A 21490-nucleotide genomic window follows, 5' to 3' on the forward strand; every position below is an offset into this window, starting at 1 on the left:
CGACACGGGCCTTATCGTCGGCAGCGTCAGATGTGTATAAGAGCCAGCCGGCGGTCGGGCGGGGCTGCTGGGCCGGCGCGACGGCGGTCGGCCGCTGCCCGGCGACCGGCGGTCGATGCGGCGCGCCCGGCGGGCGAAGCTGCTGCGCGGACGGCACCTGTGCCCGGCCGGGTGCGGCGGGCGAGGCCGGCGCCGCCGAGACCGGCCCGGGGTGACCACCGGCCCTGGCCTGCTGGGAGAGTGCGGCCTTGAGCTGACGGGCGACGCCGGCGAGCGCGGCGGCGCTGGGCCACCGTGCGGCCGGGTCCTTGGCCAGCGCCCGTTCCACCACGGCCCGGACCTGCGGCGGGATGTCCGCCGGCAGTGGTCGGGGGGTCTCCCGGACGTGCCGCATGGCGATGTCGAGCGGGTTGTCGCCCTCGAACGGTCGCCGGCCGGCGAGGCACTGGTAGGCGACCACGCCGAGCGCGTACACGTCGGACGCCGGGGTGGCCACCCCACCGGTCGCCTGCTCGGGCGAGATGTACGAGGCGGTGCCGAGCACCGAGCCGGCGGCGGTGAGCTGGCCGACCAGGTCGGAGCGGGCGATACCGAAGTCGGTCAGCACCAGCGTGCCGTTCGGCCGGACCAGCAGGTTGCCCGGCTTCACGTCGCGGTGCACGATGCCCTTCTCGTGCGCGGCGTGCAACGCGTCCGCGGCCTGCGCGACCAGTGCCATCGTCCGGGCTGGAGTGAGCCGGCCGACCCGGCTCAGCGTGGACGACAGGGCGTCGCCCTCGACGTACTCCATGACCAGGAAGGCGATCTGCTGGTCGTTGCCGAAGTCGTAGACGTCCACCACGCCCGGGTGGTTGATGGTGGCCATGGTCCGAGCCTCGCCGCGGAACCGCTCGGCGAAGTCCGGGTCGTCGAGCAGCGCGGGGAGCAGGCTCTTGACCGCGACCGTCCGGCCGAGCACCTGGTCGGTGCCACGCCAGACGTCGCCCATGCCGCCGCTGGCGATCCGCTCGTCGAGGCGATAGCGGTTGCCGAGCTGGACGCCGGGGCTGAGCATGTCAGCGACCCCCGGGGTCGGCGATGGCGGCCCGCATGATCTGACCGCCGATCCGGGCCGCCTCGGCGCTGCCGCGGCCGCCGGCCTGCTCCAGTACGACGCAGACCGCGGAGACCGGGGTGCCGTTCTTGTCCAGCGCGAAGCCGATGAACCAGCCGTGGTCGGGCCGGTCCGGGGCGGACTGCGCGGTGCCGGTCTTGCCGCCGACCGTGTAGCCGCTGATCGCCGCATTGCCGCCGGTGCCATTCTGGACCACGCTGACCATCATCTCGCGCAGGTCGTTGGCGACCTGACCGTTGACCGGCTGGCGCAGCTCCCGCGGCTTCGCGGTGTAGTAGCTGGTGGTCCGGTCCGGGGCGAGTAGCTGGCGGACCAGGTACGGCCGCATCTGGCTGCCGCCGTTGGCGACCGCCCCGGCGATCATGGCCCCCTCCAGCGGGGTCATCCGGACGTTGTTCTGGCCGATCGAGGACTGGGCCAGTGCGGCCGGGTCCGTGCCGCCGTCCGGGTTCTGCATGTCCCCGGTCCGGCTGGCCGCCGTGGGCAGCCCGTCCTCGCCGAGTTGGCCGACGGTGAGGTCGTCCTGCTCGAAGCCGAACTGCCGGGCCTTCTCCTTGATGGTGTCGGCGCCCAGCCGCACCCCGAGCTTGGCGAAACCGGTGTTGCACGACTCCGTGACCGCTTCCATCAGGGTGACCTGCGCCTCGGGGCAGATCGACGTGGAGGCGTTACGGATCGGCTCGCCGGAGGTGGGCGGGGTGTAGCTGGAGCCGGCCGGGATCGGGGTGGACTTGGTGATTCCGTTCTCCAGCGCGGCCGCGGCCACCACGACCTTGAAGGTGGAGCCCGGCGGCAACGTCTCGGCGAGCGCGCGGTTGTTCAGCGGACGTTCCGGGTCTTGTTCGAGCTTGTTGTACGCCGCCGCCGCCTCGGTGGTGTTGTGGCTGGCCAGCGGGTTCGGATCGAAGCTGGGCATGGAGACCAGCGCCTGTACCGCCCCGGTACGGGGGTCGATGGCGATGGCGGCGCCCCTCTTCGCGTCCACCTGGTTGTTGCGCAACTGGTCGTACGCCACGTCCTGGGCCCGCTTGGAGAGCGTGAGCAGCACGTTGCCGCCGGCGGTCTGGTCGCCGGTGAACATGTCCTTGAACCGGTCGCCGATCAGCTGGTCGCTGGTGCCGGCCAGGAAGTCGTTCTCCACCTGCTCGATGCCCGTGTCCGCCAGGTTGACCGGCTTGTAGCCGAGCACGTGGGCGTACTTGGCCCCACCCGGGTAGGTGCGCCGGAACTTCAGCTTGCCGGTGGTCTCCTTGCTGGTGGCCACAGCGGTGCCGCCGGCCTCGATGTTGCCGCGCTTGCGCTCGTAGTCGGCGACCTGGACGCGGCCGTTGTAGTCGCTGGTGCGGTACTCGTCGGCCTTGTACGCCTGGATCCAGTTGAGGTTGGCGAAGAGCAGGCCGAACAGGACCATGACGACGACGCCGACCCGGCGCAGGGGTGCGTTCACGGCTTGATCACCTCCGTGGGAGCACCGTGCAGCTGCTCGGGCGGACCGCCGGCAGGCCGGGGCGCCTTGCCACCACCGCCGGCGACCGGCCGCCGGGCACCGTCGGAGACCCGCAGCAGAACTGCGATGAGCAGCCAGTTGGCCATCAGCGACGAGCCACCGGCGGACAGGAACGGCGTGGTCTGGCCGGTCAGCGGGATGAGCTTGCTGATGCCGCCGACGATCACGAAGACCTGGAGGCCGAGGGTGAACGCGAGACCGCCGGCGAGCAGCTTGCCGAACGAGTCGCGCACCGCGAGCGCGGCGCGCAGGCCCCGCTCCACGATCAGCAGGTAGACCACCAGCAGCGCGGAGAGGCCGAAGAGGCCGATCTCCTCACCGATGCCGGCGAAGATGAAGTCGTTCTGCACCTCGGGCAGGATGTCCGGCTGGCCGCCGCCCGGCCCCGCGCCGAAGAGCCCGCCCGTGCCGAGGGCGAGCAGGCCCTGGACGAGTTGGTAGCCCTTGTCCGTCGGGTCGGCGAACGGATCCAGCCAGATCTCGGCCCGCACGTAGAAGTTGGCGAAGGGCCCGCCGACCGTCGAGCCGAGGACGTAGGCGAGGTACGCGCCACCGAAGAAGAGGACCAGGCCGATGAGCAGCCAGCTGACCCGTTCGGTGGCGATGTACAGCGTCACCACGAACATGCCGAAGTAGAGCAGCGAGGTGCCCAGGTCCTTCTCGAAGATCAGCACCAGGAGGCTGATCAGCCAGACCACGACCACCGGGCCGAGGTCGCGACCGCGCGGGAAGTCGATGCCGAGGAAACGCCGGCTGGCCAGCGACAGCACCTCACGCTTGCGCACCAGGTAGTAGGCGAAGAACACCAGCAGCGCCAGCTTGGCGAACTCACCCGGCTGGATGGAGAACAGGCCGACATCGATCCACAGTCTGGCGCCGTTCTTCTCGGAGATGCTGCGCGGCAGCACCGCCGGGAGCATCACCAGCACGATGCCGGCCAGGCCCAGGGTGTACGCGTACCGGGAGATCGAACGGTGATCGCGCATGATGGCGAGCAGACCGGCGGCGAGGATCACCGAGAGGAGCGTCCAGGCCAGCTGGCGCCCGCCCTGCCCCGCGAAGATGGCCAGGCTCTCCCGGTCGGCCACGGGCGCCTCGCCCAGGTCGATCCGGCGCAGGAAACCCACCCCGAGGCCGTTGAGCAGCGCCACCGCCGGCAGCAGGGCCGGGTCGGCGAACGGGGCGAGGAACCGGATGACCAGATGCAGGCCGAGGAAGACCGCGCCGAGCGCGGCGGCGGGCATCCAGAAGTCCGGGGTGACCGTGTCCAGCAGGTTCGCCTCGACAGTCGCCCCGTACGCGGCCACCAGCACCATGGCGAGCAGCAGCAGGGACAGCTCGGCGTTGCGTCGGGACCGGGCCAGGCGTACGCCGGACTGCCCGCCCGTGGTCGCGGGAGAGGGTGCCGGTGTGGCCGCTACGGTCACGGGTGGAGTCCTCGGGATCTCAGCTGACGCTCACTCGGGAGACCGGCAACCGGCCGGGTCGAGCCCTGGCGTGGTCGAGTCGGAGGGCGTGGCGTCGGGTGTGGTGGTCGGGCCGGTCGCGCCGACAGCGGCGGTCGCACCGGTGGTCGGGCTTGCGCTGACGACCCCGTTGGGGGTCACCGACGCCTTGGCGCTGGGGCTGCCGTTCGGTGCCGGCGTCGTTCCGATCGGCGTCGGGGTCGGCGTCGGCGTGCCTCCCACCGCGGCGGTCGGGTCGGACGGGCAGAGCGGCTTCAGGTTGGGGTTGCTCGGGGTGTCGCTGGTCAGCTCGGCGAGCTGGCGCTCGGCATCCGGCTCGCTCTTGGCCCGGATGCCCACCTTGACGGTGTCCTGCGCCGCCACGGTGAGGTCGTCCAGCCGGGTGCCGCTGGTGCGGTGCACGGTGGAGAGGTCCATCCCGGCGACCTGACCCTGAATGCCACGGAAGACGGCGACCTGGCCCTCCTCGGTGGCGCCCACGTAGTACTGCCGCTGCGTGTACGTCCAGCCGGCGAAGAGCCCGCCGCCGAGGATCACCAGCAGGGCCAGCGCCATGGCGGTGGCCCGCACCGGGCGACGCTTCGGCCGCTCCTGCTCGTCGTCCGCCGCCGGCTCCTCGGGCGCGGCCGGGCGCGGCGCGGAGAGCGCCGAGGCCCGGGCGGCCGGGGTGGAGTCGTCGGCGGAGGTCGCCATGCCCCGGTCCCGGGCGGCGGCGCCGCCGACGATCGGGGTCGCCTCGACGATGTCCTGATCGGTGGCGTCCGCGATGATCACCGTGATGTTGTCCGGACCACCGCCGCGCAGCGCGAGCTGCACCAGCCGCTCGACGCACTGCTGCGGGTCGGCGTACTCCCGCAGGGTCTCACCGATGGTCTCGGCGCTGACCACACCCGAGAGGCCGTCGCTGCAGATCAGGTACCGATCACCGGGCAGCACCTGGCGCACCGAGTACTCCGGGTCGATGTCCCGGCCGTCCAGGGCACGGGTGAGCAGCGACCGCTGTGGGTGACTGCTCGCCTCCTCGGCGCTGATCCGACCCTCGTCGACGAGCATCTGGACGTAGGTGTCGTCCTTGGTGACCTGCGCGAACTCGCCGTTGCGCAGCAGATAGGCCCGCGAGTCGCCGATGTGGACCATTCCCAGCTTGCTGCCGGAGAAGAGGGTCGCCGTCAGCGTGGTGCCCATCCCCTCCAACTGTGGGTTGGCGTCCACCGTGTCGCGGAGTTGTTGGTTGGCGGTGCCCACGGCCGAACGCAACGCGTCGACGAGAGCGTCCCCCGGGACGTCCTCGTCGAGCGGCGCCATGGCACCGATGACGATGTTGCTGGCGACGTCACCGGCGGCCATGCCGCCCATGCCGTCGGCAACGGCGAGTAGCCGCGGCCCGGCGTAGACGGAGTCTTGATTGCCGTCTCGGATCAGACCGCGGTCGCTGTGGGCCGCATAGCGCAGGGTCAGAGTCATGGCCGTAATTCGAGGGAAGTGCGGCCGATCCGGATCGGCACGCCGAGGGGGACGGGGGTTGGTCCGGTGACCTTAGCGCGATCTAGGTACGTGCCGTTAGTCGAGCCGAGGTCCTCGACGAACCACTGCCCGTCGCGCGGCACGAGCCGGGCGTGCCGCGCGGAGGCGTAGTCGTCCGTGATGACCAGGGTGGAGTCCTCGGCCCGACCGATGGTGATCTGCGCTTCACCGAGAGTGATCCGAGTGCCGGCCAGCTGACCGGCGGTCACCACCAGCTGGTGCGCCGCCCTGCCCCGCTTCACCTTCGCTGGTTTGGCCGCCTGCCCCGTCGAGGCGCCCACCGCACGCGGCGCGGCGACCAGGCGACCTGACCGGGCCCCCGCGAAGAGGTCCCGGCGGATCACACCGACCACCGTGAACACGAAGATCCACAGAAGGATCAGGAACCCGAACCGGGCGACGGTGATGACCAGTTCCGGCAAGGCGGGTCAGCCGTCCACGCGGAAGGTCAGCGTCGTGGTGCCGAGCTGGACCATGTCACCCGGGTTGAGAGCGACGGCGGAGACCCGCTGGCCGTTGACCATGGTGCCGTTGGTCGACCCCAGATCGGTCAGCACGACCTGTCCGCCGTCGAAATCCAGCCGGGCGTGTCGCCGGGAGATGCCGACGTCGGGCAGGCGCAGGTTGGCCTGGTCCCCACGGCCGATCACCGTCGACCCCATCTGGAGGGGGTAGGTGCGCCCGTCGCCGGAGACCAGCCGCACGTTACGGCCGCCACCGTGCCCGGGCGGCGGGCCGTAGCCGCCACCCTGGTCGTACGCGGGGTAGGCGGGCGGGCCGGCGTCGTAGCCGGGCGCCGACACCGGGGCGACCTCGCCGCCGGTGTACACCTCGGCGGTGACCCGGAACATCCCCGTGTCCAGGCCCTCCCCCCGTTCGATTTCGACGATCACGTCGCCGTAGACCGTCCAGGCCTGCTCGCCGATGAACTCCGCCTGCGACTGGGCCAACTCCTGGGCCAGCGCGGCGGCGTACGGCGCCAGCCGACTATGGTCGAACGGCGAGAGATCGATCACGTAGCGGTTGGGCACCAACGTGCGCCCACCGGCCAGGATCGCCTTGTGCGCCTCGGCCTCCCGCTGCATGGCGTTGAGGATCTCCACGGGGTGGACCACCCCTTTGAAGACCTTGGCGAAGGCCCCTTCTACCAGGCCTTCCAGACGCTTCTCGAAGCGTTGCAGCACGCTCACCGGCTCCTCCTCGGGTCCCGAGGACATGATGGTATCCGGCCGGCGCGCGCGCAGCTCACACGCCGCTCGGCCGCCTGCTACCGACCCGTTCGGATGGGCCGGGTCTCCCGTGCTAATCTTTCGTCCGCCACGAACGGTAACCGCTCGTGGCGAGCGCCGGGGACAGCGTAGTATCTCCGGGGCCTGCTGGAGACAGTGGGTCCGGGGCGGCTACAGTGTTCCGGGTCGTGCCACGGGGATGTGGCGGAATGGCAGACGCGCACGGTTCAGGTCCGTGTGCCCGAAAGGGCGTGGGGGTTCAACTCCCCCCATCCCCACCACCGACGAGGGCTCCGCAGAATGCGGGGCCCTTCCGTCATCTCGGGGCGTGCCCGTTGTCACGCTATGCTCCGATGGTTTCTGCCTCCGATGGACCAGGAGTGGCGTGTGAGTGTCGCGTTGGTGACCGGGTCGGGTGGTCTGATCGGCTCCGAGGCGGTCCGGCACTTCGCCGGCCTCGGTCTGGACGTCGTCGGCATCGACAACGACATGCGCCGGTACTTCTTCGGCGAGGACGGCTCCACCTCGTGGAGCCTGGAACGGCTCAGCCGTGACCTGGGCACCGCGTACACCCACTTCGCGGTGGACATCCGGGACCGGGACGGCCTGGAGCAGGTGTTCAAGAAGTACGGCTCCGACATCGCCGTGGTGATCCACAGCGCGGCGCAGCCGAGTCACGACTGGGCGGCCAAGGAGCCGTACACGGACTTCGACGTGAACGCCGGCGGCACGCTCAACATCCTGGAGAACACCCGACGGCACGCCATCGACGCGCCGTTCATCCACTGCTCCACCAACAAGGTCTACGGCGACCGGCCCAACAGCCTGCCGCTGATCGAGCTGGAGACCCGGTACGAGCTGCCCGAGGACCACCGCTGGTACCAGGGCATCACCGAGGACATGTCGATCGACAGCTCGCTGCACTCGGTCTTCGGCGCCTCCAAGGTCGCCGCGGACGTGATGGTCCAGGAGTACGGGCGCTACTTCGACATGAAGACCGCCTGCTTCCGGGGCGGCACGCTGACCGGCCCGGCGCACTCGGCGGCCGAGCTGCACGGGTTCCTGGCCTACCTGATGCGCTGCGTGATGGAAGGTCGGACGTACAACCTGTTGGGCTACAAGGGCAAGATGGTCCGCGACGCGATCCACTCGCGGGACGTGCTGACCGCGTTCGAGGCGTTCTTCCGGGCGCCACGTTCGGGAGAGGTCTACAACCTCGGCGGCGGCCGGCACTCCAACACCTCGCACATCGAGGCGTTCCGGATCGCCGAGGAGATCACCGGCCGCGAGGCGCAGATCAACTACGTCGAGCAGAACCGCACCGGCGACCACCAGTGGTACGTGAGCAGCATGGCCCGCTTCGAAGCGCAGTATCCGGAGTGGAAGATTACGTATGACGTCCCGATGATCCTGCGGGAGATCTACGAAGCCAACGTGGACAAGTGGGTGCCCCAGGCATGACCGCCCAGACCAAGCGCAACGTGCTCGGCGTCCTGGTCGACGCCACCGACTACGCCGCGGCGACCGACGCCGTGGTGTCCGCGGCGCACGAGCGGCGCCCGCTCGCGCTGACCGCGCTGGCCGTGCACGGCGTGATGACCGGGGTGCTGGACCCGGCGCACAATGCCCGACTCAACTCCTTCGACGTGGTCACCCCCGACGGCCAGCCGGTGCGCTGGGCGCTCAACCTGCTGCACCACGCCGGGCTCACCGACCGGGTTTACGGGCCGACGCTGACCCTGCACGTGCTCTCACGCTTCGCCGACGAGGGGCTGCCGGTCTACCTGTACGGCTCCACCGAGGAGACGCTGGCCAAGCTGATCCCGGCGCTGGAGCGGATGTTCCCGGCGCTGAAGATTGCCGGGGTGGAGCCGTCCAAGTTCCGCGCGGTCCAGCCGGGCGAGGACGCCGAGATCGCCGACCGGATCCGGTCCAGCGGCGCCCGGCTGGTCCTGGTCGGGCTCGGCTGCCCGCGCCAGGAGGTCTTCACGTACGCCATGCGGCCGTTGCTCGACATGCCGCTGATGGCGGTCGGCGCGGCCTTCGACTACCACGCCGGGCTGTTGCGCCAGCCCCCGCCGTGGATGCAACGCGTCGGCCTGGAGTGGTTCTGGCGGCTCGGTCTGGAGCCGAAGCGGCTCTGGCGCCGCTACGTGATCCTCAACCCGGCCTACCTGGCCCGGCTCGCCGGGCAGAAGACCGGCCTGTGGAAGGCCCGCCCGCCGGCGCCGGCCACGGATCGGCCGGCCACCTTCGCGGTCTGACCCCTGATCCGTACGGCACGAGGCCCCACCCGGTGTTCCGGGTGGGGCCTCGGCTGTGGGAACCGGGTCAGAGGGTCAGGGTCCAGGTGTTGATGTAGCCGGTGTCCCCGGAGTAGACGTCCCGCACCTGGAGCCGCCAGGTGCCGTTCGCCGCCTCACTGGAGACGTTGGCGGTGTAGGTCGTGTTCACGTTGTCGGCGCTGTCGAAGTAGCTGCTGTTCTTCAACCGGTACGCCGAGCCGTCCGGGGCGACCAGGTCGATCACCAGGTCACCGCGGTAGGTGTGCACGATGTTCACCGCGATGGTCGAGGCCGACGAGGCGTTGCGACCGCAGCCGGCGATCGTGATCGAGCTGGACACCGTGGCGCCGGTGTCCGGGATCGCGACGTCGGTGCCGTTGCTGCCGGAGCAGCCGCCGCCACCCGAACCGGTCACGGTCAACGTGTAGGTGGCCGTGCGGGTGCCCGCCGCGCCGCTACCGGTGATCGTGATCGGGTAGCTGCCGGCGGGGGTGCTCGCCGAGGTGGCGATGGTGAGGGTGGACGAGCCGCCCGAGGTCACCGTCGACGGGCTGAACGAGGCGGTCGCGCCGGCCGGCAGGCCGCTGGCGGAGAGGCTGACCGACTGGGCGGAACCGGCGGTGGTGGCCGTGCCGACGGTGGCCGTCACCGAGCCGCCGGGGGCGGTGGAGCCGGAGGTCGGCGACACCGACACGGAGAAGTCGTTGGCCGGCGGGGTGCCGTTCACGACGTAGAGCAGCCGGTTCGGGGTGCCGGTGCCGACGTTGGTCACCACGTTCGGGGTCGAGTTGTTGACCAGGTTGTCCCGGACCTGCTGCGGGCTCCACGACGGGTTCGCCGAGAGCACCAGCGCCGCGGCGCCGGCGACGTGCGGCGATGCCATCGAGGTGCCGCTGATGGTGTTCGTGGCGCTGCTGCCGGTGTACCAGGCCGAGGTGATGTTGACACCCGGGGCCAGGATGTCGACGCAGGTGCCGAAGTTGGAGAAGCTCGCCGCGGCGTCGTTGTTCTGCGTCGCACCGACGGTGATCGCGGAGGCGACCCGCGCGGGGGAGTAGTTGCAGGCGTTCTGCCGGACACCGAGGGCGTTGCCGTTGCCGGCGGCGACCGCGTACGTGACGCCGGAGTTGATCGAGTTGGTGACGGCCGTGTCGATCGAGCTGTTGGCGCCACCACCGAGGCTCATGTTCGCCACCGCCGGCTTGACCGCGTTCGCGGTCACCCAGTCGATGCCGGCCACCACCTGGGCGTTGGTGCCGCTGCCCTGGCAGTTGAGCACTCGGACGCCGACGATCTGGACGCCCTTCGCCACTCCGTACGCCGAGCCGCCAACGGTGCCCGCCACGTGCGTGCCGTGGCCGTTGCAGTCGTCGGCGGAGCCGCCGTCCACCGCGTCGAAGCCGGAGACGGCCCGCCCGCCGAAGTCGTTGTGCCCGTACAGCACGCCGGTGTCGATGATGTAGGCGCGGACGTTCGACGCCGTGTTCGGGTAGGTGTACGAGCTGTTCAGGGGCAGGTTCCGCTGGTCGATCCGGTCCAGACCCCAGGACGGCGGGTTGGTCTGGGTGCCGGCGATCGAGACGGTGTGGTTCTGCTCGACGTACGCCACCGCCGGGTCGGCTGCGATCCGTGCGGCGGCCTTCGCGCCGACCCGGATCTCGAAGCCGCGCAGCGCCGCGCCGTAGGTGCGTGCCACCGTGCCACCGTGCCGGCCGACCAGCCGGTCCGCGTTGTCGCCGACCGTGCTCCGGCTGACGGCGGTGTCCTTGAAGACGACGATGTAGCTGTCCGCGACGGCCGTGTCCCCACCCGCCGCCCGGATGGCTCCGGTGGGTTCGGCGGCCAGGGCGGGCGTGGCGGCGGCCAACAGGGTCAGTGCGGCCACCCCGACGAGTACGGACCTGTGGGCAAGACGCATCTCTTACCTCCCTCCGACCGGCAGCCGCCCGACGCGGGTCCCGCTCAGATCCATGACGGCCGATCTTTCCCGAGGGTAGGACAGCGCAGTGATGAAGATAAACATGTCGCATCGTTCATAACGCAGAGAGGATGCCCCCTACGGGACGGCGTTCCGGGACGAACGAGGGCTGCGCCCGGATTCGCGGACAGCCACGATCGTGGAGGCTGACCAGCATGGATAGCCCCCTCGCCACCCTGCTGCCGATCGCCGTGCTGTGGCTGGCCGCCGGCGTGGTCGCGGACGGCCTGCCCCGGCTGGACCGCGCCCGCGCGCTACGCCGACGCGCCGGACACCTGCTCATCCTGACGCTGGTGGCCCTGACGCTCACGGTGACCGTGCTGGCGGCCGGGTTGTTCAGTGCCGGAAACACGCCGGCCGATCAGGCGGCCACCGCCCTCAATCTCGCCGGGCTCCCCGCACTCGTGGTGGCGGTCTGCACCGTACGCCGGGTGCGTCGGCTGCGGGCCGGCGCGGGAGCGTTCGCCGCGGCGCCCGAGACGCCCGCGCCGCACGGCCTCCGGGCTGCCGCTGCGCACCCGCTGATCGGGTTGCCGTTGCAGGTCACCGGCGTGCTGACGGTACCCGCGGTGGTCGCGGCGGGCGGCACCGACCTGCTCGCCGCACCGGGTGTCACCGGTCCGGTGATCACCGTCGGCGCTCTCGGGATCCTGACCATCGGCGTCCGGCACGCGCTGCGGCACAGCAGGCTCGCCGAGCGGGCCCGGCCGGACCCACCGCGGTCAACGCGAGCGCCCGGGCCCCTGCACGTATAGCAGCTCCAGGATCGCCCGGGTCGCCTCGAACCAGCGGTCCAGCCAGCCCGGCGGCGGCACGCTGCCCTTCGGCGGCAGCTCCATCAGCAGGCCGCGCAGCAACGGGTGGTCAGCCAGTGACCCGGTGGCCTCCATCGGCCAGCCGCTCGGCGGAAAGGACGGCTCGACCAGCGGGTTCGGATCCAGCGAGGGCAGGGAGAGCGGCGCTTCGCTCGCTTCGGCCGCCGGCGCCTCCCGCCCGCTCATCTCCTGGTCGGTCGAGACCACCTCGGTCAGTACGGTGTCCCGACGCGCCCCGCGGTACTTGCCACCGAACCGCTCCGGCTTGCCCGGACCGTTGGTGAGATTGTCAGACCCGATCGTCGTCATCCGTCTCGCCTGCCTCGCTGGGTTGCGGACCGGTGCGGCGGGTCAGGGACCAGCGCCGTACCGACGGGTTCAACGAGACGGACCCGCTGTGGCGACGGGAATCCCGGCGGAACCTCGCCGACGGCACCTCGCGGCGAGCGGGAGCCCGGCAACCCGGGCACGCGAAAGCCCCCGCCCGGTCGAGACCGGACGGGGACCTCACGTGACCGCTCGGTCAGGCCGAGCCGAACACACCACCTCTGGTGCCGGCGACGAAGGCATGCCAGTCACCCGGGGCGAAGACCAGGGCCGGCCCGGCCTTGTCCTTCGAGTCCCGCACTCCGACCGCCCCGGTCACGTACGCCACCTCCACGCAGTTGTCACAGTTCGGCCCGCTCTTCGAGCTCTTGAACCACGTTGCCTGCGTCAGGTCCACGGGGAACCCCTTGGTCGCCATTTCCACAACGGCTCCTCTGCCAGTTTTGCGATGTGTGCGACGGACTCCTCCGGACGAATGGCCGCGGCGCGGATGTGATCGAAGATGAAGCTGTACTTCTGTAGTTCGTCGCTCTTCTCAAGGAAAAGCCCACCCGTGGCGTTCTCCGCGTACACGACATCCGGATCACCGGGCTCGGGGAAGCTGAGGATCGTGAAGGTGCCGTCCATGCCGGCGTGCGCACCCACCTCGAAAGGCAGGATCTGCAACGTCACGTTCGGCAACTCGGCCACTTCGACCAACCGCTTGAGCTGGCCACGCATCACCTCGTCCCCACCCACCGGCCTGCTTACCACCGCCTCATCGAGCACCACCCACAGATCGACCGGATCGTCCTGGGTCAACAACGACTGACGGCCCAGTCGGACACGCACCCGTTGGTGGACCTGATCGGCGGTGAAGTCCGGCCGGGCCGCGCGGATCATCGCGCCGGCGTACTCCTCGGTCTCCAGCAGACCGGGCACCACCTGCTGCTCGTACGCCCGGATCGAGCTCGCCGCAGCCTCCAGCCCGACGTACGCGCCGACCAGCACGGTGCTGTACGGGTGCCACCAGCCCTTCTGCCGGGCCTCGCGGGCGATCTGGACGAGCTCGTCGCTCTCGGCGCCCACCACGCCGTAGATCCGCAGCATGTCGCGGACGTCGCGCGGGGTGGCCGTGGTGTGCCCGGTCTCGATCCGGGAGACCTTCGACGCCGAGCACTCCAACTGCTCGGCGACGACTTCGATGGTGATCCCGGCGGACTCCCGCTGGCGGCGTAGCTCGGCACCGAGCCGTCGCCGCCGGATGGTGGGGCTGCGCCGCTCACTCATGGCGCTCCCCGGTCACTGCTTTCCGCCGCTGGCTGCTCGACCCCACTCGGGCTACCTCCGGTCGACGCGCCACTGGCTGTCGCCCGCCGGGGGCGCGACCGTCGACCGGCGAGCGTTCGCGGCGAGGGGTGGTGCCGGTTCTCGGCCGGCCGCGACGGGCGAAACCGGCTCTCAGTGTGCCGTCCGGACACGGATGGCTTCAAGCGCCGCTTTGCGGAAGGGACTCACGTATCGGCAAAAGTCGACGTGCAACTTGCATGAAGCACGTCCCTGATGCAGTCTGTCCGTATGGCACGGATCACTCAGCGTCTCCGTCCGGTCCCCCGGTGTGGTGATCCCACCGACCCGGGGAAACGGGCACGACGCGGGCCCGGCCGGCGACACCGAGAGCTGCTCCGGGGTGAGGACCCCGCCGCTGCAAGCCAGCCGGCTGCGGCGGCGGGCGCGGTTCCCGGAAGCAGCCGGGTGATGGTCGGGTGGCGGCACGCCACCAGCGGAGTACGGCCCGACCACCACCACCCGCACCACCGGTCCACGAGGCGCGACCCCGTCACCGGGCCGAGACGTTCCCCAGACCAGTCACCGCCGGCACGACGCCGGCCGACCTCCCAGGAGCCCATGTGCTTCCCCGCTCCGGTGACGTACTGCACGTGACTCGCGCGGCGAGTGTCCAGTTCCTCAGGCCCATCAAGTTCCGGGTGATCCGGTTGCTCGACTGGCCCACCTACGACGGTTGGCTCTGGCTCGACGGCTACGAGTTGAACGCCGCCGGCGACGCGGTCAACCGCCGGTCGATCTTCGTTCAGCGGGACGGCCTGCAACAGATGCAGGCCGCTCCGGAGCCCCGCCCGCACACCGTACGGAGCCGGCGACCCGTCGTCCGTACCCCGGTCCGGGTGGGCTGACCAACGCGATCCGCCGCCGGTGGGCGTGCCATCGCCATAGAATTGGTACGCCCACCCCGGCACCGTTCCACCCGCGCGTCCAGGGCCCTGAGCCTGGGATGGTCATGGTCAATCAGCCCGCCGTGCGGCGGCACCACCGCTCCCGTATCGCCTACGCTTTCGGACTTCTCGCCCTGCTCGGGGCCGTGACCACCCTCGTGGTCCTGGCCCGCGACCCGGCGCTGTCGTCCACCCGGCTGACCACTCCGGTGCCGGCGCCGGAAATCACCGTGGTCGACGCCGACCCGCCGACGTACGACCAACCCGGTTGGTTCGAGACCGACGCCCCGGACGGCCGTGCCGGTGCGATCGACCCGACCGGCCCTGCCGCGGTTGCCGGCGCCGGTGGCGGCGGTCAGTCCGACGGGCGGCAGGAGATCACCGAAGCCGGTCCGGACCGGCACACCGCGACGGACGTCCGCCGCTCGCTGTTCTGGTCCGGGATCTTCGGCCTCACCATCGCGCTGGCCGGCCTCGGCCTGGTCGGCACCCGCCGCCGGATGTGGTGAGCACCGGTCACTGCGTAGGCGTCACCGTCGGGCTCGGCCCGGCCGTGCTGGCCCCGGTCGAGGGCTGCGCCTCGGACACGATCAGCAGCACCTCCTCGTCGGTGGGCACCGAGGTGCCGGCATCCGGTTCGGTGCCCACCACCGTCCCCGGCGGCAGCTCGGACGGGCGGTACACCACCCGGTAGGACAGGCCGAGCCGGTCCAGCAGCCCTTCCGCGGTGGCCTGCGGCAGACCGGTGAGCGGCGGCACCGGCACCTCGGCCGGGGCGCTGGTGGCCGCCGGGCTGCTCGGCGTCTCGCTGGTCGGCGCCGCCGAAGTCGGGGCCGCGCTGGTCGGCGCGGCGCTGGTGGCACTGGGTGGCGGCAGCGACGGGGTGGGCCCCGGGTCGTCGTCCCGGTCGTCGTTCTGCGCGGCGAGCGCCACCCAGAGGGCAGCGCCGAGCAGCCCGGCGAGCAGGAGAGCGAGCACGCCCCAGAGGATCGGCAGCCACCAGCGTCGGCCACCCTGCTCCTCGGCGTACCACTCTCCGGAGGGCTCGGCCGGTCGGGCCGCTCGTACCTCCGCCCGCCCGGACCACGGCGCCGGGGTCGCCCGCTCGGCGGGCATCCGCGCGGTCCGGTCGACCGGCGCGCCCGGCTGGGTCTGCGCGGAGCGGTCGATCGGCATGGTCTCGTCCGGCGACGCGGCGGGACCGGACGCGGCGCGGTCCATCGGCGCGGTCTCATCCGGCGACGCGGCGCGGTCGATCGGCATGGTCTCGTCCGGCGACGCGGCGGCCGGTGTGGCGGGTCCGGTCGGCGGCGACGGCTCCGGACGGCCGGCGGTGGGGGGTAGCGGACGCGTCCGGTCGTCGTGCTCCCCGGCGGGCGGCTCCTGGCGGTCGTCGCTCATCGCACGTCCTTTCCCGAACCGGGCGGGTGCCATGGCCCTGGACCGCCAACCTAACCGCCCGCACCGTCATCGGCGGGGATCAGCGGCTCGAACCGCCCGGCCCTGATCGGGCATCGAGGGGCCGGCCCGGCACCCGCCCACGGCGAACGGATCTCGGGGCGGGCTCGCGCGTGCGCGTCGGGTCGCGGTGGAGACGGGTTCGCGGGCCGAAGATCAGAGGGGAGGGTTCGTGCCCGGCAGGCTCGGCGGCGTCTCCCCGCACCAGATGCTGACCTCGTCGTTCCAGCGGGCCGGACCGTCCTCGGCCGGTTCCTGCCGGCCGACCTCTCCGCTGCGGCCGCTGCGGTAGCGCGGGTAGAGCCCCTCGTCGACCAGCTCGTCGGCGGCTTTCGCGCAGTCGTCGCCGACCACGTCGGGCACCTCGGCCTCGGGCGGTGGGCCGGCGACCCGCAGCTGCACCGTGGTGCCCCGGGCCACCTCGGTGCCCACGGCGGGCGAGGTGCTCTCGACCGTACGGCCGGTGCCGCTGCCGAAGACCAGCCGCCAGCCCAGCCGCTGCTTGCGCAGGGCGTCCCGGGCCTCGACGAAGTCGGAGCCGACCACCGGTGGCACGGTCAGCCCGGTCCCCTTCGTCGGGGTGGAGGAGGTTCGGGGGGCGGAGGGCGTGGTCCGGCCGGTGCTGGGCCGGGGTGCGGTGGCCCGTCCGGTCGGCGCGCTCGTCGTGGCCACCGCCAACGGATCCGCCGGAGGTGTGTCGTCCTCGCCGGCCAGCAGCCAGCCGCCGGTCGCACCGACCGCGGCGAGGAGCACGGCGACCAGCCCGCCGCCCAGCAGCACGCTGGCCCGGCCCGCGCCGCCGCCGTCCCGGCCGGCGACGGCATCCTGCCGACCCGTGTTCGCGTCCATCATTGCGCCCACCGCCTCATCACCGGCGACCGTACCGGTCGTCGCCCAACCCGTTGCGTCCGCGGTCCACCCCGGCGGGTAGTTGCCACTCGCCGGGTCGACGACGGGACGTTACGCTGCCCGGCATGGCCAGACGGGGCTGGGGAGTATCGATCGTGACGGCGATCGGGGTCGCTGCCGGCGCTGGCGCCGCGCAGCTTGGCTTCGGCTACGGGCTCGGCGTCATCACCTGGACGCCCACCGATGCGGGCGCCACCGACACGGCCTGGGCGGACGGCCTCGCCTGGGCCACCTGGCTCGCCGCCAGCTCCACTGTGCTGGGTGCGGTCTGCGCGCAGCGCCTGCACCAGAGGGCCGTGCCGCCTGCGGCCGAGCCGACGGTGGTCGACCCGGACCCGACGCCTCCCGCCGCGCCGTCCCCGACGGGCGAGCCCGAGCCGGCAGCGCGGTCGGAGTCGGTGACGTCCGGGCCCACGCGTCCGGCTGCGGTCGAGGGCACGAGCCCGGCGTCGGCCCAGGTGGCCGAGGTTCCGCCCAGCGAGCACGGAGGCCTGCTGCGACGGGTGTCCCTGGCACTCGGCGCCGCGATCGGCGGGCTGGTCACCGTGCTCCTGGTCGCCGTACCCGCGCGGGTCGCGGTGGGCGCCGACACCGGTGCGCCGCAACGGGTGGCGGCCGTGCACGCCGGGCTGGGCATCCTGATCGGGGTGCTCGTCGCGCTCTGGGCGCTGCGCTCCCGCGCCGCCGCGGTGAACGTGACCGCGACGGCCGCCTGGCTCTGGCTGCTCGCGGTGGTCTCGGTGATCGACGGGGTACGCGTCGGGCGCGGGCTGACCGGCGCCCAGCTCGGCACCTGGCAGCTCGACCCGGACCACCCGCGGTACTGGATCGGGGACCAGCTCTACTGGCCCGGTGCGCTGCTGGCGCTCGTTCCCGCGCTGCTGATCGGCGCGCTGGCCGCCCGGCGAGCCGCCCGCTCGGCCGGGCATCGGGTCGGCGCGGCGGCCTCCGGCGCGGCCGGGCCGCTGCTCGTCGCGCTCGCCTACCTGACCACCCTGCCGCGCTGGTCGGCGCTGGGCTCTGCGCAGCTGTCCACCCAGGTCATCGCCCCGTACGCGGTGATCGTCGGCGTCGGCGGCTCGGTGCTGGTCGCTGTCCTCGCCGAGCGGGCCAACCGGAGTCGGCGGGTCGACCCGGACGCGACCGACCCGGTCGGAGCGGACGCGCGGCGGGTCGCCGAAGCTGACTCGACCCGGGCCGGCGAGCCCGATGCCGATCCGGTACGTCCCACGACCGGGGCCGGCACGGGACGCGGTACGGACGTAGCCGGTGTCGCGCCGCCGGCGGCCGGGACCGTTCCGCGGAAGCGGGATGCTGCCCGCGTACCGCGGGTGCCGGCGCCCCGCACGGACCCGGACAGCTCCGAGCCGACCGCTCCGGTGGACGGCGAGCCGGTGGAGGACGCGGCGTCGGGCGGCCGGCGGAGCCGGTCACCCCGACGGAACGGGCGACCCGGCGCGGACTGAGACCGGCCTCAGTCGACCGGCCAGGTGTGGACCGGCTCGTTGCCGCGCTGGAGTTCCGCGTAGCGCTGGACCATGTGGTGCAGCGCGGCGGCCCGGTCCATGCCCCGGTGCCGCTCGGCCGCCCAGACCGCCTCGGTCTGCCAGACGGCACCGTTGCGGCCGGTCCGGCAGCGCTGCTCGATGATGCCGAGCAACCGGTCGCGCTGGGCCGGGGCGACACCGAACCCGTCCAGGCCGGCCGCGGCGGTGGGCAACAACTGATCCAGCACCAGCTTCGTGACCGGCACATCGCCGACCCGCGGCCAGTGCAGCACGGCGTCCAGGCCGCGCCGGGCGGCGGCGTGGAAGTTCTCCTCGGCGGAGCTGAAGGTGAGCTGGCTCCAGATCGGGCGGTCCGCCTCGGCCAGGCCGCGGGCCAGCCCGAAGTAGAAGGCCGCGTTGGCCAGCATGTCCACCACGGTCGGACCGGCCGGCAGCACCCGGTTCTCCACGCGCAGGTGCGGACGGCCGTTCATGATGTCGTAGACCGGACGGTTCCACCGGTAGACCGTGCCGTTGTGCAGCCGCAGCTCACCGAGCTGGGGCACACCGCCCGAGTGCAGCACCTCCACCGGGTCCTCGTCCTCGCAGATCGGCAGCAGCGGGGGGAAGTACCGGACGTTCTCCTCGAACAGGTCGAAGATCGAGGTGATCCAGCGCTCGCCGAACCACACCCGGGGGCGTACGCCCTGGGCCTTGAGTTCGTCCGGGCGGGTGTCGGTGGCCTGCTCGAACAGGGCGATCCGGGTTTCGGCCCAGAGCTGACGGCCGTAGAGGAAGGGAGAGTTCGCCCCGATCGCCACCTGCACCCCGGCGATGGCCTGGGACGCGTTCCAGTAGTCGGCGAAGCTGTCCGGGGCGACCTGGAGGTGGAACTGGAGACTGGTGCAGGCGGCCTCGGGGGCGATCGAGTCGGTGTGCGTCCGCAGCTGCTCGACGCCGCGGATGTCGAGCTCGATGTCCTCGCCCCGGGCGCCGACGATCTGGTCGTTGAGCACCCGGTAGCGCTCGTTGGTGGAGAGATTGTCCTCGACGAGGTGGCCCTCGGTGAGGGTGGGCAGGATGCCGACCAGGACGATCTTCGCGTCGGACTTGGCGGCACGCTCGTCGGCACGGGAGAGGCTGCTGCGCAGGTCATGCTCGTAGTCGGCGAAGCCGGTGCCCTCGATCAGCCGGGGCTCGGCGTTGAGTTCCAGGTTGAACTGCCCCAGCTCGGTCTGGAAGAGCGGGTCGGCGATGTCGGCGAGGATCTCCTCGTTGCGCATCGCGGGCTCGGCCGCCGAGTCGACCAGGTTGAGCTCGATCTCCAGGCCGGTCATCGGCCGGTCGGCGTCGAAGCCGAAGTCGTCCAGCATCAGGGCGAAGACGTCCAGGCACCGCCGGACCTTCTGCCGGTAGCGGACGCGGTCCTCCCGGGTGAAGGCGCCCTGCGAGACGTCCCTGCCCATGTGTCCTCCCGGCAGCCGGCGCGATCGGGATCCTGCCGTCCCGGAAAGCGCATTGTGAACCATCCACGTTAAGAGCGCCCACCTGACCGGAGCCAGGGGCCGGCGCCGATGATGCGAAGCCGCCGGCGTGGACGCGCTCGTGGCGCCATCTGTACCCCGTCGGGAGCGTGCCGGATCCGCCTGGGGTGGGAACAACCCGTGACAATTCACACCCAGGTGGCGACGGCTGGCGAAGACGACGCCGGGCCCGCGCCGACGTGCGGCGCGGGCCCGGCGTACCGGTGATCCGGAGGATCAGGCCCGGCGTACCGGTGATCCGGAGGATCAGGCCTGGCGGACGGCCTCGCCCTCGATCTCGATCTTGATCTTGCGGCCGACCAGTACGCCGCCGGTCTCCAGCGCGACGTTCCAGGTCAGGCCGAACTCCTCGCGGTCGATCTCGGTGCTCGCGGCGAAGCCGAAGATGTCCTGGCCGAACGGGCTGCGGCCGACGCCCTCGAACTCCACCTTGAGCTCGACCGGACGGGTGACGTCCTTGATGGTGAGGTCACCGGCGAGCACGAACTCGTTGCCGTGACGGGACGTGACCCCGGTGCTGCGGAACTCCAGCGTCGGGTACTTCTCGACCTCCAGGAACTCGGGGCTGCGCAGGTGCGCGTCCCGGTCACCCTGGGTGGTGTCGATGCTGGCGGCCTGAATGGTGGCGACGACCGACGACTGCAGCGGGTCCTCGGCGATGGTGATGGTGGCGGCCGCCTCGCTGAACTCGCCGCGGACCTTGCTCACCATCATGTGTCGGGCGACGAAACCGACCCGCTTGTGCGCTGCGTCCAGCGCGTAGGTGCCGGCCGTCGGGATGGTGAGGCCGTCCCAGTCGCGGGTAACCGCATCGATGCTGCTGGTCATGCTGCTGTCCTCCAGAGAATGTTTAGTAGCCCAACGACTGCTTGAGCAACTATAGCCATAGCAATATTCCCTGTGTCAAGTACTGCTAGGATGAACGAGTGACCAACGTGTTCGACGATCCTCGGATCACCGCCGTCGGCCTGCTCTACGAGGTGCACGCCGGGCTGTCGGCCCGGTTCGCCGCCCAACTCGACGAGCAGGGCCTCTCCGTGGTCGAGTTCGAGGTGCTCACCCGACTCGCCCGCTCGCCCGGCAACCAACTGAGGATGACGGATCTCGCCGCGCAGACCTCCCTGTCCACCAGCGGGGTGACCCGTGTGGTGGACCGGATGGAACGCGACGGGCTGCTCACCCGCCGGGCCTGCCCGTCCGACCGCCGCAGTTCGTTCGCCGTTGTCACCGCTGCCGGCATGCAGCGGCTGGACGACACGCTGCCCGGGCATCTCCGGATCATCGAGCAGTGGTTCACCGGCCAACTCGACCCCGAGGCCCTGGCCGCGCTGCTCGACGGCCTGCGCCGGGTGCGCGACGCCGTCCATCCGTGCGCCACCGCCGGCAGCACCGATGCGCCCGAGCAGGAGGCGGAGGCGAACGGTCCGGCCTGAGCGTGTCGCACCACCGGCAGAAAGACCGGCAGAACTGACCTTGGCAACCGGACCTATCGCTCGGAATAGACTTTCCGCCCCGATAGCGGTGGCAGGCTTCCTGCACCGGGGATTCACCGGGGGGTGACGGCGCGGGCGGACAGCGAGGGGTAGTACCAAGGGGGCTTTTCGTCCGCGCCACTCCCGCCCGGAACGCCGCCC

20 protein-coding genes and 1 tRNA gene are annotated in these 21490 nt (G+C 71.7%); 8 read left to right on the forward strand and 13 right to left on the reverse strand.

What is annotated here, in order from left to right; translation table 11 throughout:
- Positions 1 to 1055: 1055 nt before the first annotated feature.
- The 5 genes from EAD89_RS08760 to EAD89_RS08780 are packed head-to-tail and all read right to left on the reverse strand — an operon-like array spanning position 1056 to position 6828.
- On the reverse strand, positions 1056 to 2561 hold the full coding sequence (locus EAD89_RS08760) for a penicillin-binding protein 2 (protein WP_121656323.1): 1506 nt from the start codon (positions 2559 to 2561) through the stop codon (positions 1056 to 1058).
- Positions 2558 to 4048: an FtsW/RodA/SpoVE family cell cycle protein gene (locus EAD89_RS08765; RefSeq protein WP_121656324.1), complete on the reverse strand. Its 1491-nt coding sequence runs from the start codon at positions 4046 to 4048 to the stop codon at positions 2558 to 2560. Before EAD89_RS08765 ends, EAD89_RS08760 begins: the two co-directional genes overlap by 4 nt.
- A 30-nt stretch (positions 4049 to 4078) precedes the next feature.
- On the reverse strand, positions 4079 to 5551 hold the full coding sequence (locus EAD89_RS08770) for a PP2C family serine/threonine-protein phosphatase (RefSeq protein WP_121675391.1): 1473 nt from the start codon (positions 5549 to 5551) through the stop codon (positions 4079 to 4081).
- Positions 5548 to 6033: an FHA domain-containing protein gene (locus EAD89_RS08775; protein WP_074315675.1), complete on the reverse strand. Its 486-nt coding sequence runs from the start codon at positions 6031 to 6033 to the stop codon at positions 5548 to 5550. The genes EAD89_RS08770 and EAD89_RS08775 overlap by 4 nt, the downstream gene beginning before the upstream one ends.
- Positions 6034 to 6039: 6 nt before the next feature.
- Positions 6040 to 6828 carry a DUF3662 and FHA domain-containing protein gene (locus tag EAD89_RS08780; RefSeq protein WP_007454122.1) on the reverse strand — a complete coding sequence of 263 codons (789 nt, stop codon included), beginning with the start codon at positions 6826 to 6828 and terminating at the stop codon, positions 6040 to 6042.
- 207 nt (positions 6829 to 7035) lie between these two features.
- Between EAD89_RS08780 and EAD89_RS08785 the strand changes: the two genes are divergently transcribed.
- The 3 genes from EAD89_RS08785 to EAD89_RS08795 all read left to right on the forward strand — a co-directional run bounded on the left by EAD89_RS08785 (position 7036) and on the right by EAD89_RS08795 (position 9104).
- A tRNA-Leu gene (locus EAD89_RS08785) sits at positions 7036 to 7121 on the forward strand.
- A 64-nt stretch (positions 7122 to 7185) separates the two neighbouring features.
- Positions 7186 to 8301: an NAD-dependent epimerase/dehydratase family protein gene (locus EAD89_RS08790; RefSeq protein WP_199733450.1), complete on the forward strand. Its 1116-nt coding sequence runs from the start codon at positions 7186 to 7188 to the stop codon at positions 8299 to 8301.
- On the forward strand, positions 8298 to 9104 hold the full coding sequence (locus EAD89_RS08795; RefSeq protein ID WP_121675392.1) for a WecB/TagA/CpsF family glycosyltransferase: 807 nt from the start codon (positions 8298 to 8300) through the stop codon (positions 9102 to 9104). Before EAD89_RS08790 ends, EAD89_RS08795 begins: the two co-directional genes overlap by 4 nt.
- Before the next feature lie 67 nt (positions 9105 to 9171).
- On the opposite strand, the gene EAD89_RS08800 is transcribed toward EAD89_RS08795, so the two are convergent.
- Positions 9172 to 11043, reverse strand: a complete 1872-nt coding sequence (locus EAD89_RS08800; protein ID WP_121675393.1) for a S8 family serine peptidase — start codon at positions 11041 to 11043, stop codon at positions 9172 to 9174.
- 215 nt (positions 11044 to 11258) lie between these two features.
- Here EAD89_RS08800 and EAD89_RS08805 point away from each other — a divergent pair, with 215 nt between their 5' ends.
- Positions 11259 to 11858 (forward strand): hypothetical protein, encoded by a 600-nt coding sequence (locus EAD89_RS08805; RefSeq protein WP_121656328.1) that lies wholly within the window; start codon positions 11259 to 11261, stop codon positions 11856 to 11858.
- Here the strand turns inward: EAD89_RS08805 and EAD89_RS08810 are convergent.
- The 3 genes from EAD89_RS08810 to EAD89_RS08820 form a co-directional block, all read right to left on the reverse strand.
- The gene (locus EAD89_RS08810) at positions 11826 to 12227 is read right to left on the reverse strand and encodes a hypothetical protein (protein WP_121656329.1); all 402 of its coding nucleotides are present in this window, start codon (positions 12225 to 12227) and stop codon (positions 11826 to 11828) included. The genes EAD89_RS08805 and EAD89_RS08810 overlap by 33 nt on opposite strands.
- A gap of 214 nt (positions 12228 to 12441) precedes the next feature.
- Positions 12442 to 12663 carry a DUF397 domain-containing protein gene (locus tag EAD89_RS08815; RefSeq protein ID WP_121656330.1) on the reverse strand — a complete coding sequence of 74 codons (222 nt, stop codon included), beginning with the start codon at positions 12661 to 12663 and terminating at the stop codon, positions 12442 to 12444.
- Positions 12633 to 13514 carry a helix-turn-helix transcriptional regulator gene (locus EAD89_RS08820; protein ID WP_030487606.1) on the reverse strand — a complete coding sequence of 294 codons (882 nt, stop codon included), beginning with the start codon at positions 13512 to 13514 and terminating at the stop codon, positions 12633 to 12635. The genes EAD89_RS08815 and EAD89_RS08820 overlap by 31 nt, the downstream gene beginning before the upstream one ends.
- Before the next feature lie 620 nt (positions 13515 to 14134).
- On the opposite strand from EAD89_RS08820, the gene EAD89_RS08825 reads away from it, so the two are divergent.
- Complete coding sequence (locus EAD89_RS08825) at positions 14135 to 14419, forward strand: hypothetical protein (RefSeq protein WP_121656331.1); 285 nt, start codon at positions 14135 to 14137, stop codon at positions 14417 to 14419.
- A 98-nt stretch (positions 14420 to 14517) separates the two neighbouring features.
- Entirely contained in the window at positions 14518 to 14967 is a 450-nt protein-coding gene (locus EAD89_RS08830) for a hypothetical protein (protein WP_199723536.1), read from the forward strand.
- A gap of 7 nt (positions 14968 to 14974) precedes the next feature.
- On the opposite strand, the gene EAD89_RS08835 is transcribed toward EAD89_RS08830, so the two are convergent.
- Together EAD89_RS08835 and EAD89_RS08840 are read right to left on the reverse strand one after the other, a co-directional pair.
- Complete coding sequence (locus EAD89_RS08835; RefSeq protein ID WP_121675394.1) at positions 14975 to 15859, reverse strand: PASTA domain-containing protein; 885 nt, start codon at positions 15857 to 15859, stop codon at positions 14975 to 14977.
- A gap of 213 nt (positions 15860 to 16072) precedes the next feature.
- Complete coding sequence (locus EAD89_RS08840; RefSeq protein ID WP_121675395.1) at positions 16073 to 16768, reverse strand: PASTA domain-containing protein; 696 nt, start codon at positions 16766 to 16768, stop codon at positions 16073 to 16075.
- Positions 16769 to 16890: 122 nt separating this feature from the next.
- Here EAD89_RS08840 and EAD89_RS08845 point away from each other — a divergent pair, with 122 nt between their 5' ends.
- Positions 16891 to 18291: a hypothetical protein gene (locus tag EAD89_RS08845; RefSeq protein WP_233578385.1), complete on the forward strand. Its 1401-nt coding sequence runs from the start codon at positions 16891 to 16893 to the stop codon at positions 18289 to 18291.
- An 8-nt stretch (positions 18292 to 18299) separates the two neighbouring features.
- On the opposite strand, the gene EAD89_RS08850 is transcribed toward EAD89_RS08845, so the two are convergent.
- Complete coding sequence (locus EAD89_RS08850; protein ID WP_121657356.1) at positions 18300 to 19778, reverse strand: glutamate--cysteine ligase; 1479 nt, start codon at positions 19776 to 19778, stop codon at positions 18300 to 18302.
- A 324-nt stretch (positions 19779 to 20102) separates the two neighbouring features.
- The gene (locus EAD89_RS08855; protein ID WP_121657357.1) at positions 20103 to 20684 is read right to left on the reverse strand and encodes a YceI family protein; all 582 of its coding nucleotides are present in this window, start codon (positions 20682 to 20684) and stop codon (positions 20103 to 20105) included.
- Positions 20685 to 20782: 98 nt separating this feature from the next.
- On the opposite strand from EAD89_RS08855, the gene EAD89_RS08860 reads away from it, so the two are divergent.
- Positions 20783 to 21289, forward strand: coding sequence for a MarR family winged helix-turn-helix transcriptional regulator (locus EAD89_RS08860; protein WP_121657358.1), 507 nt, complete (start codon positions 20783 to 20785; stop codon positions 21287 to 21289).
- Positions 21290 to 21490: the final 201 nt, after the last annotated feature.

Origin of the sequence: Micromonospora sp. BL4 (assembly GCF_003667505.1) — a bacterium.
Lineage (GTDB): Bacteria > Actinomycetota > Actinomycetes > Mycobacteriales > Micromonosporaceae > Micromonospora.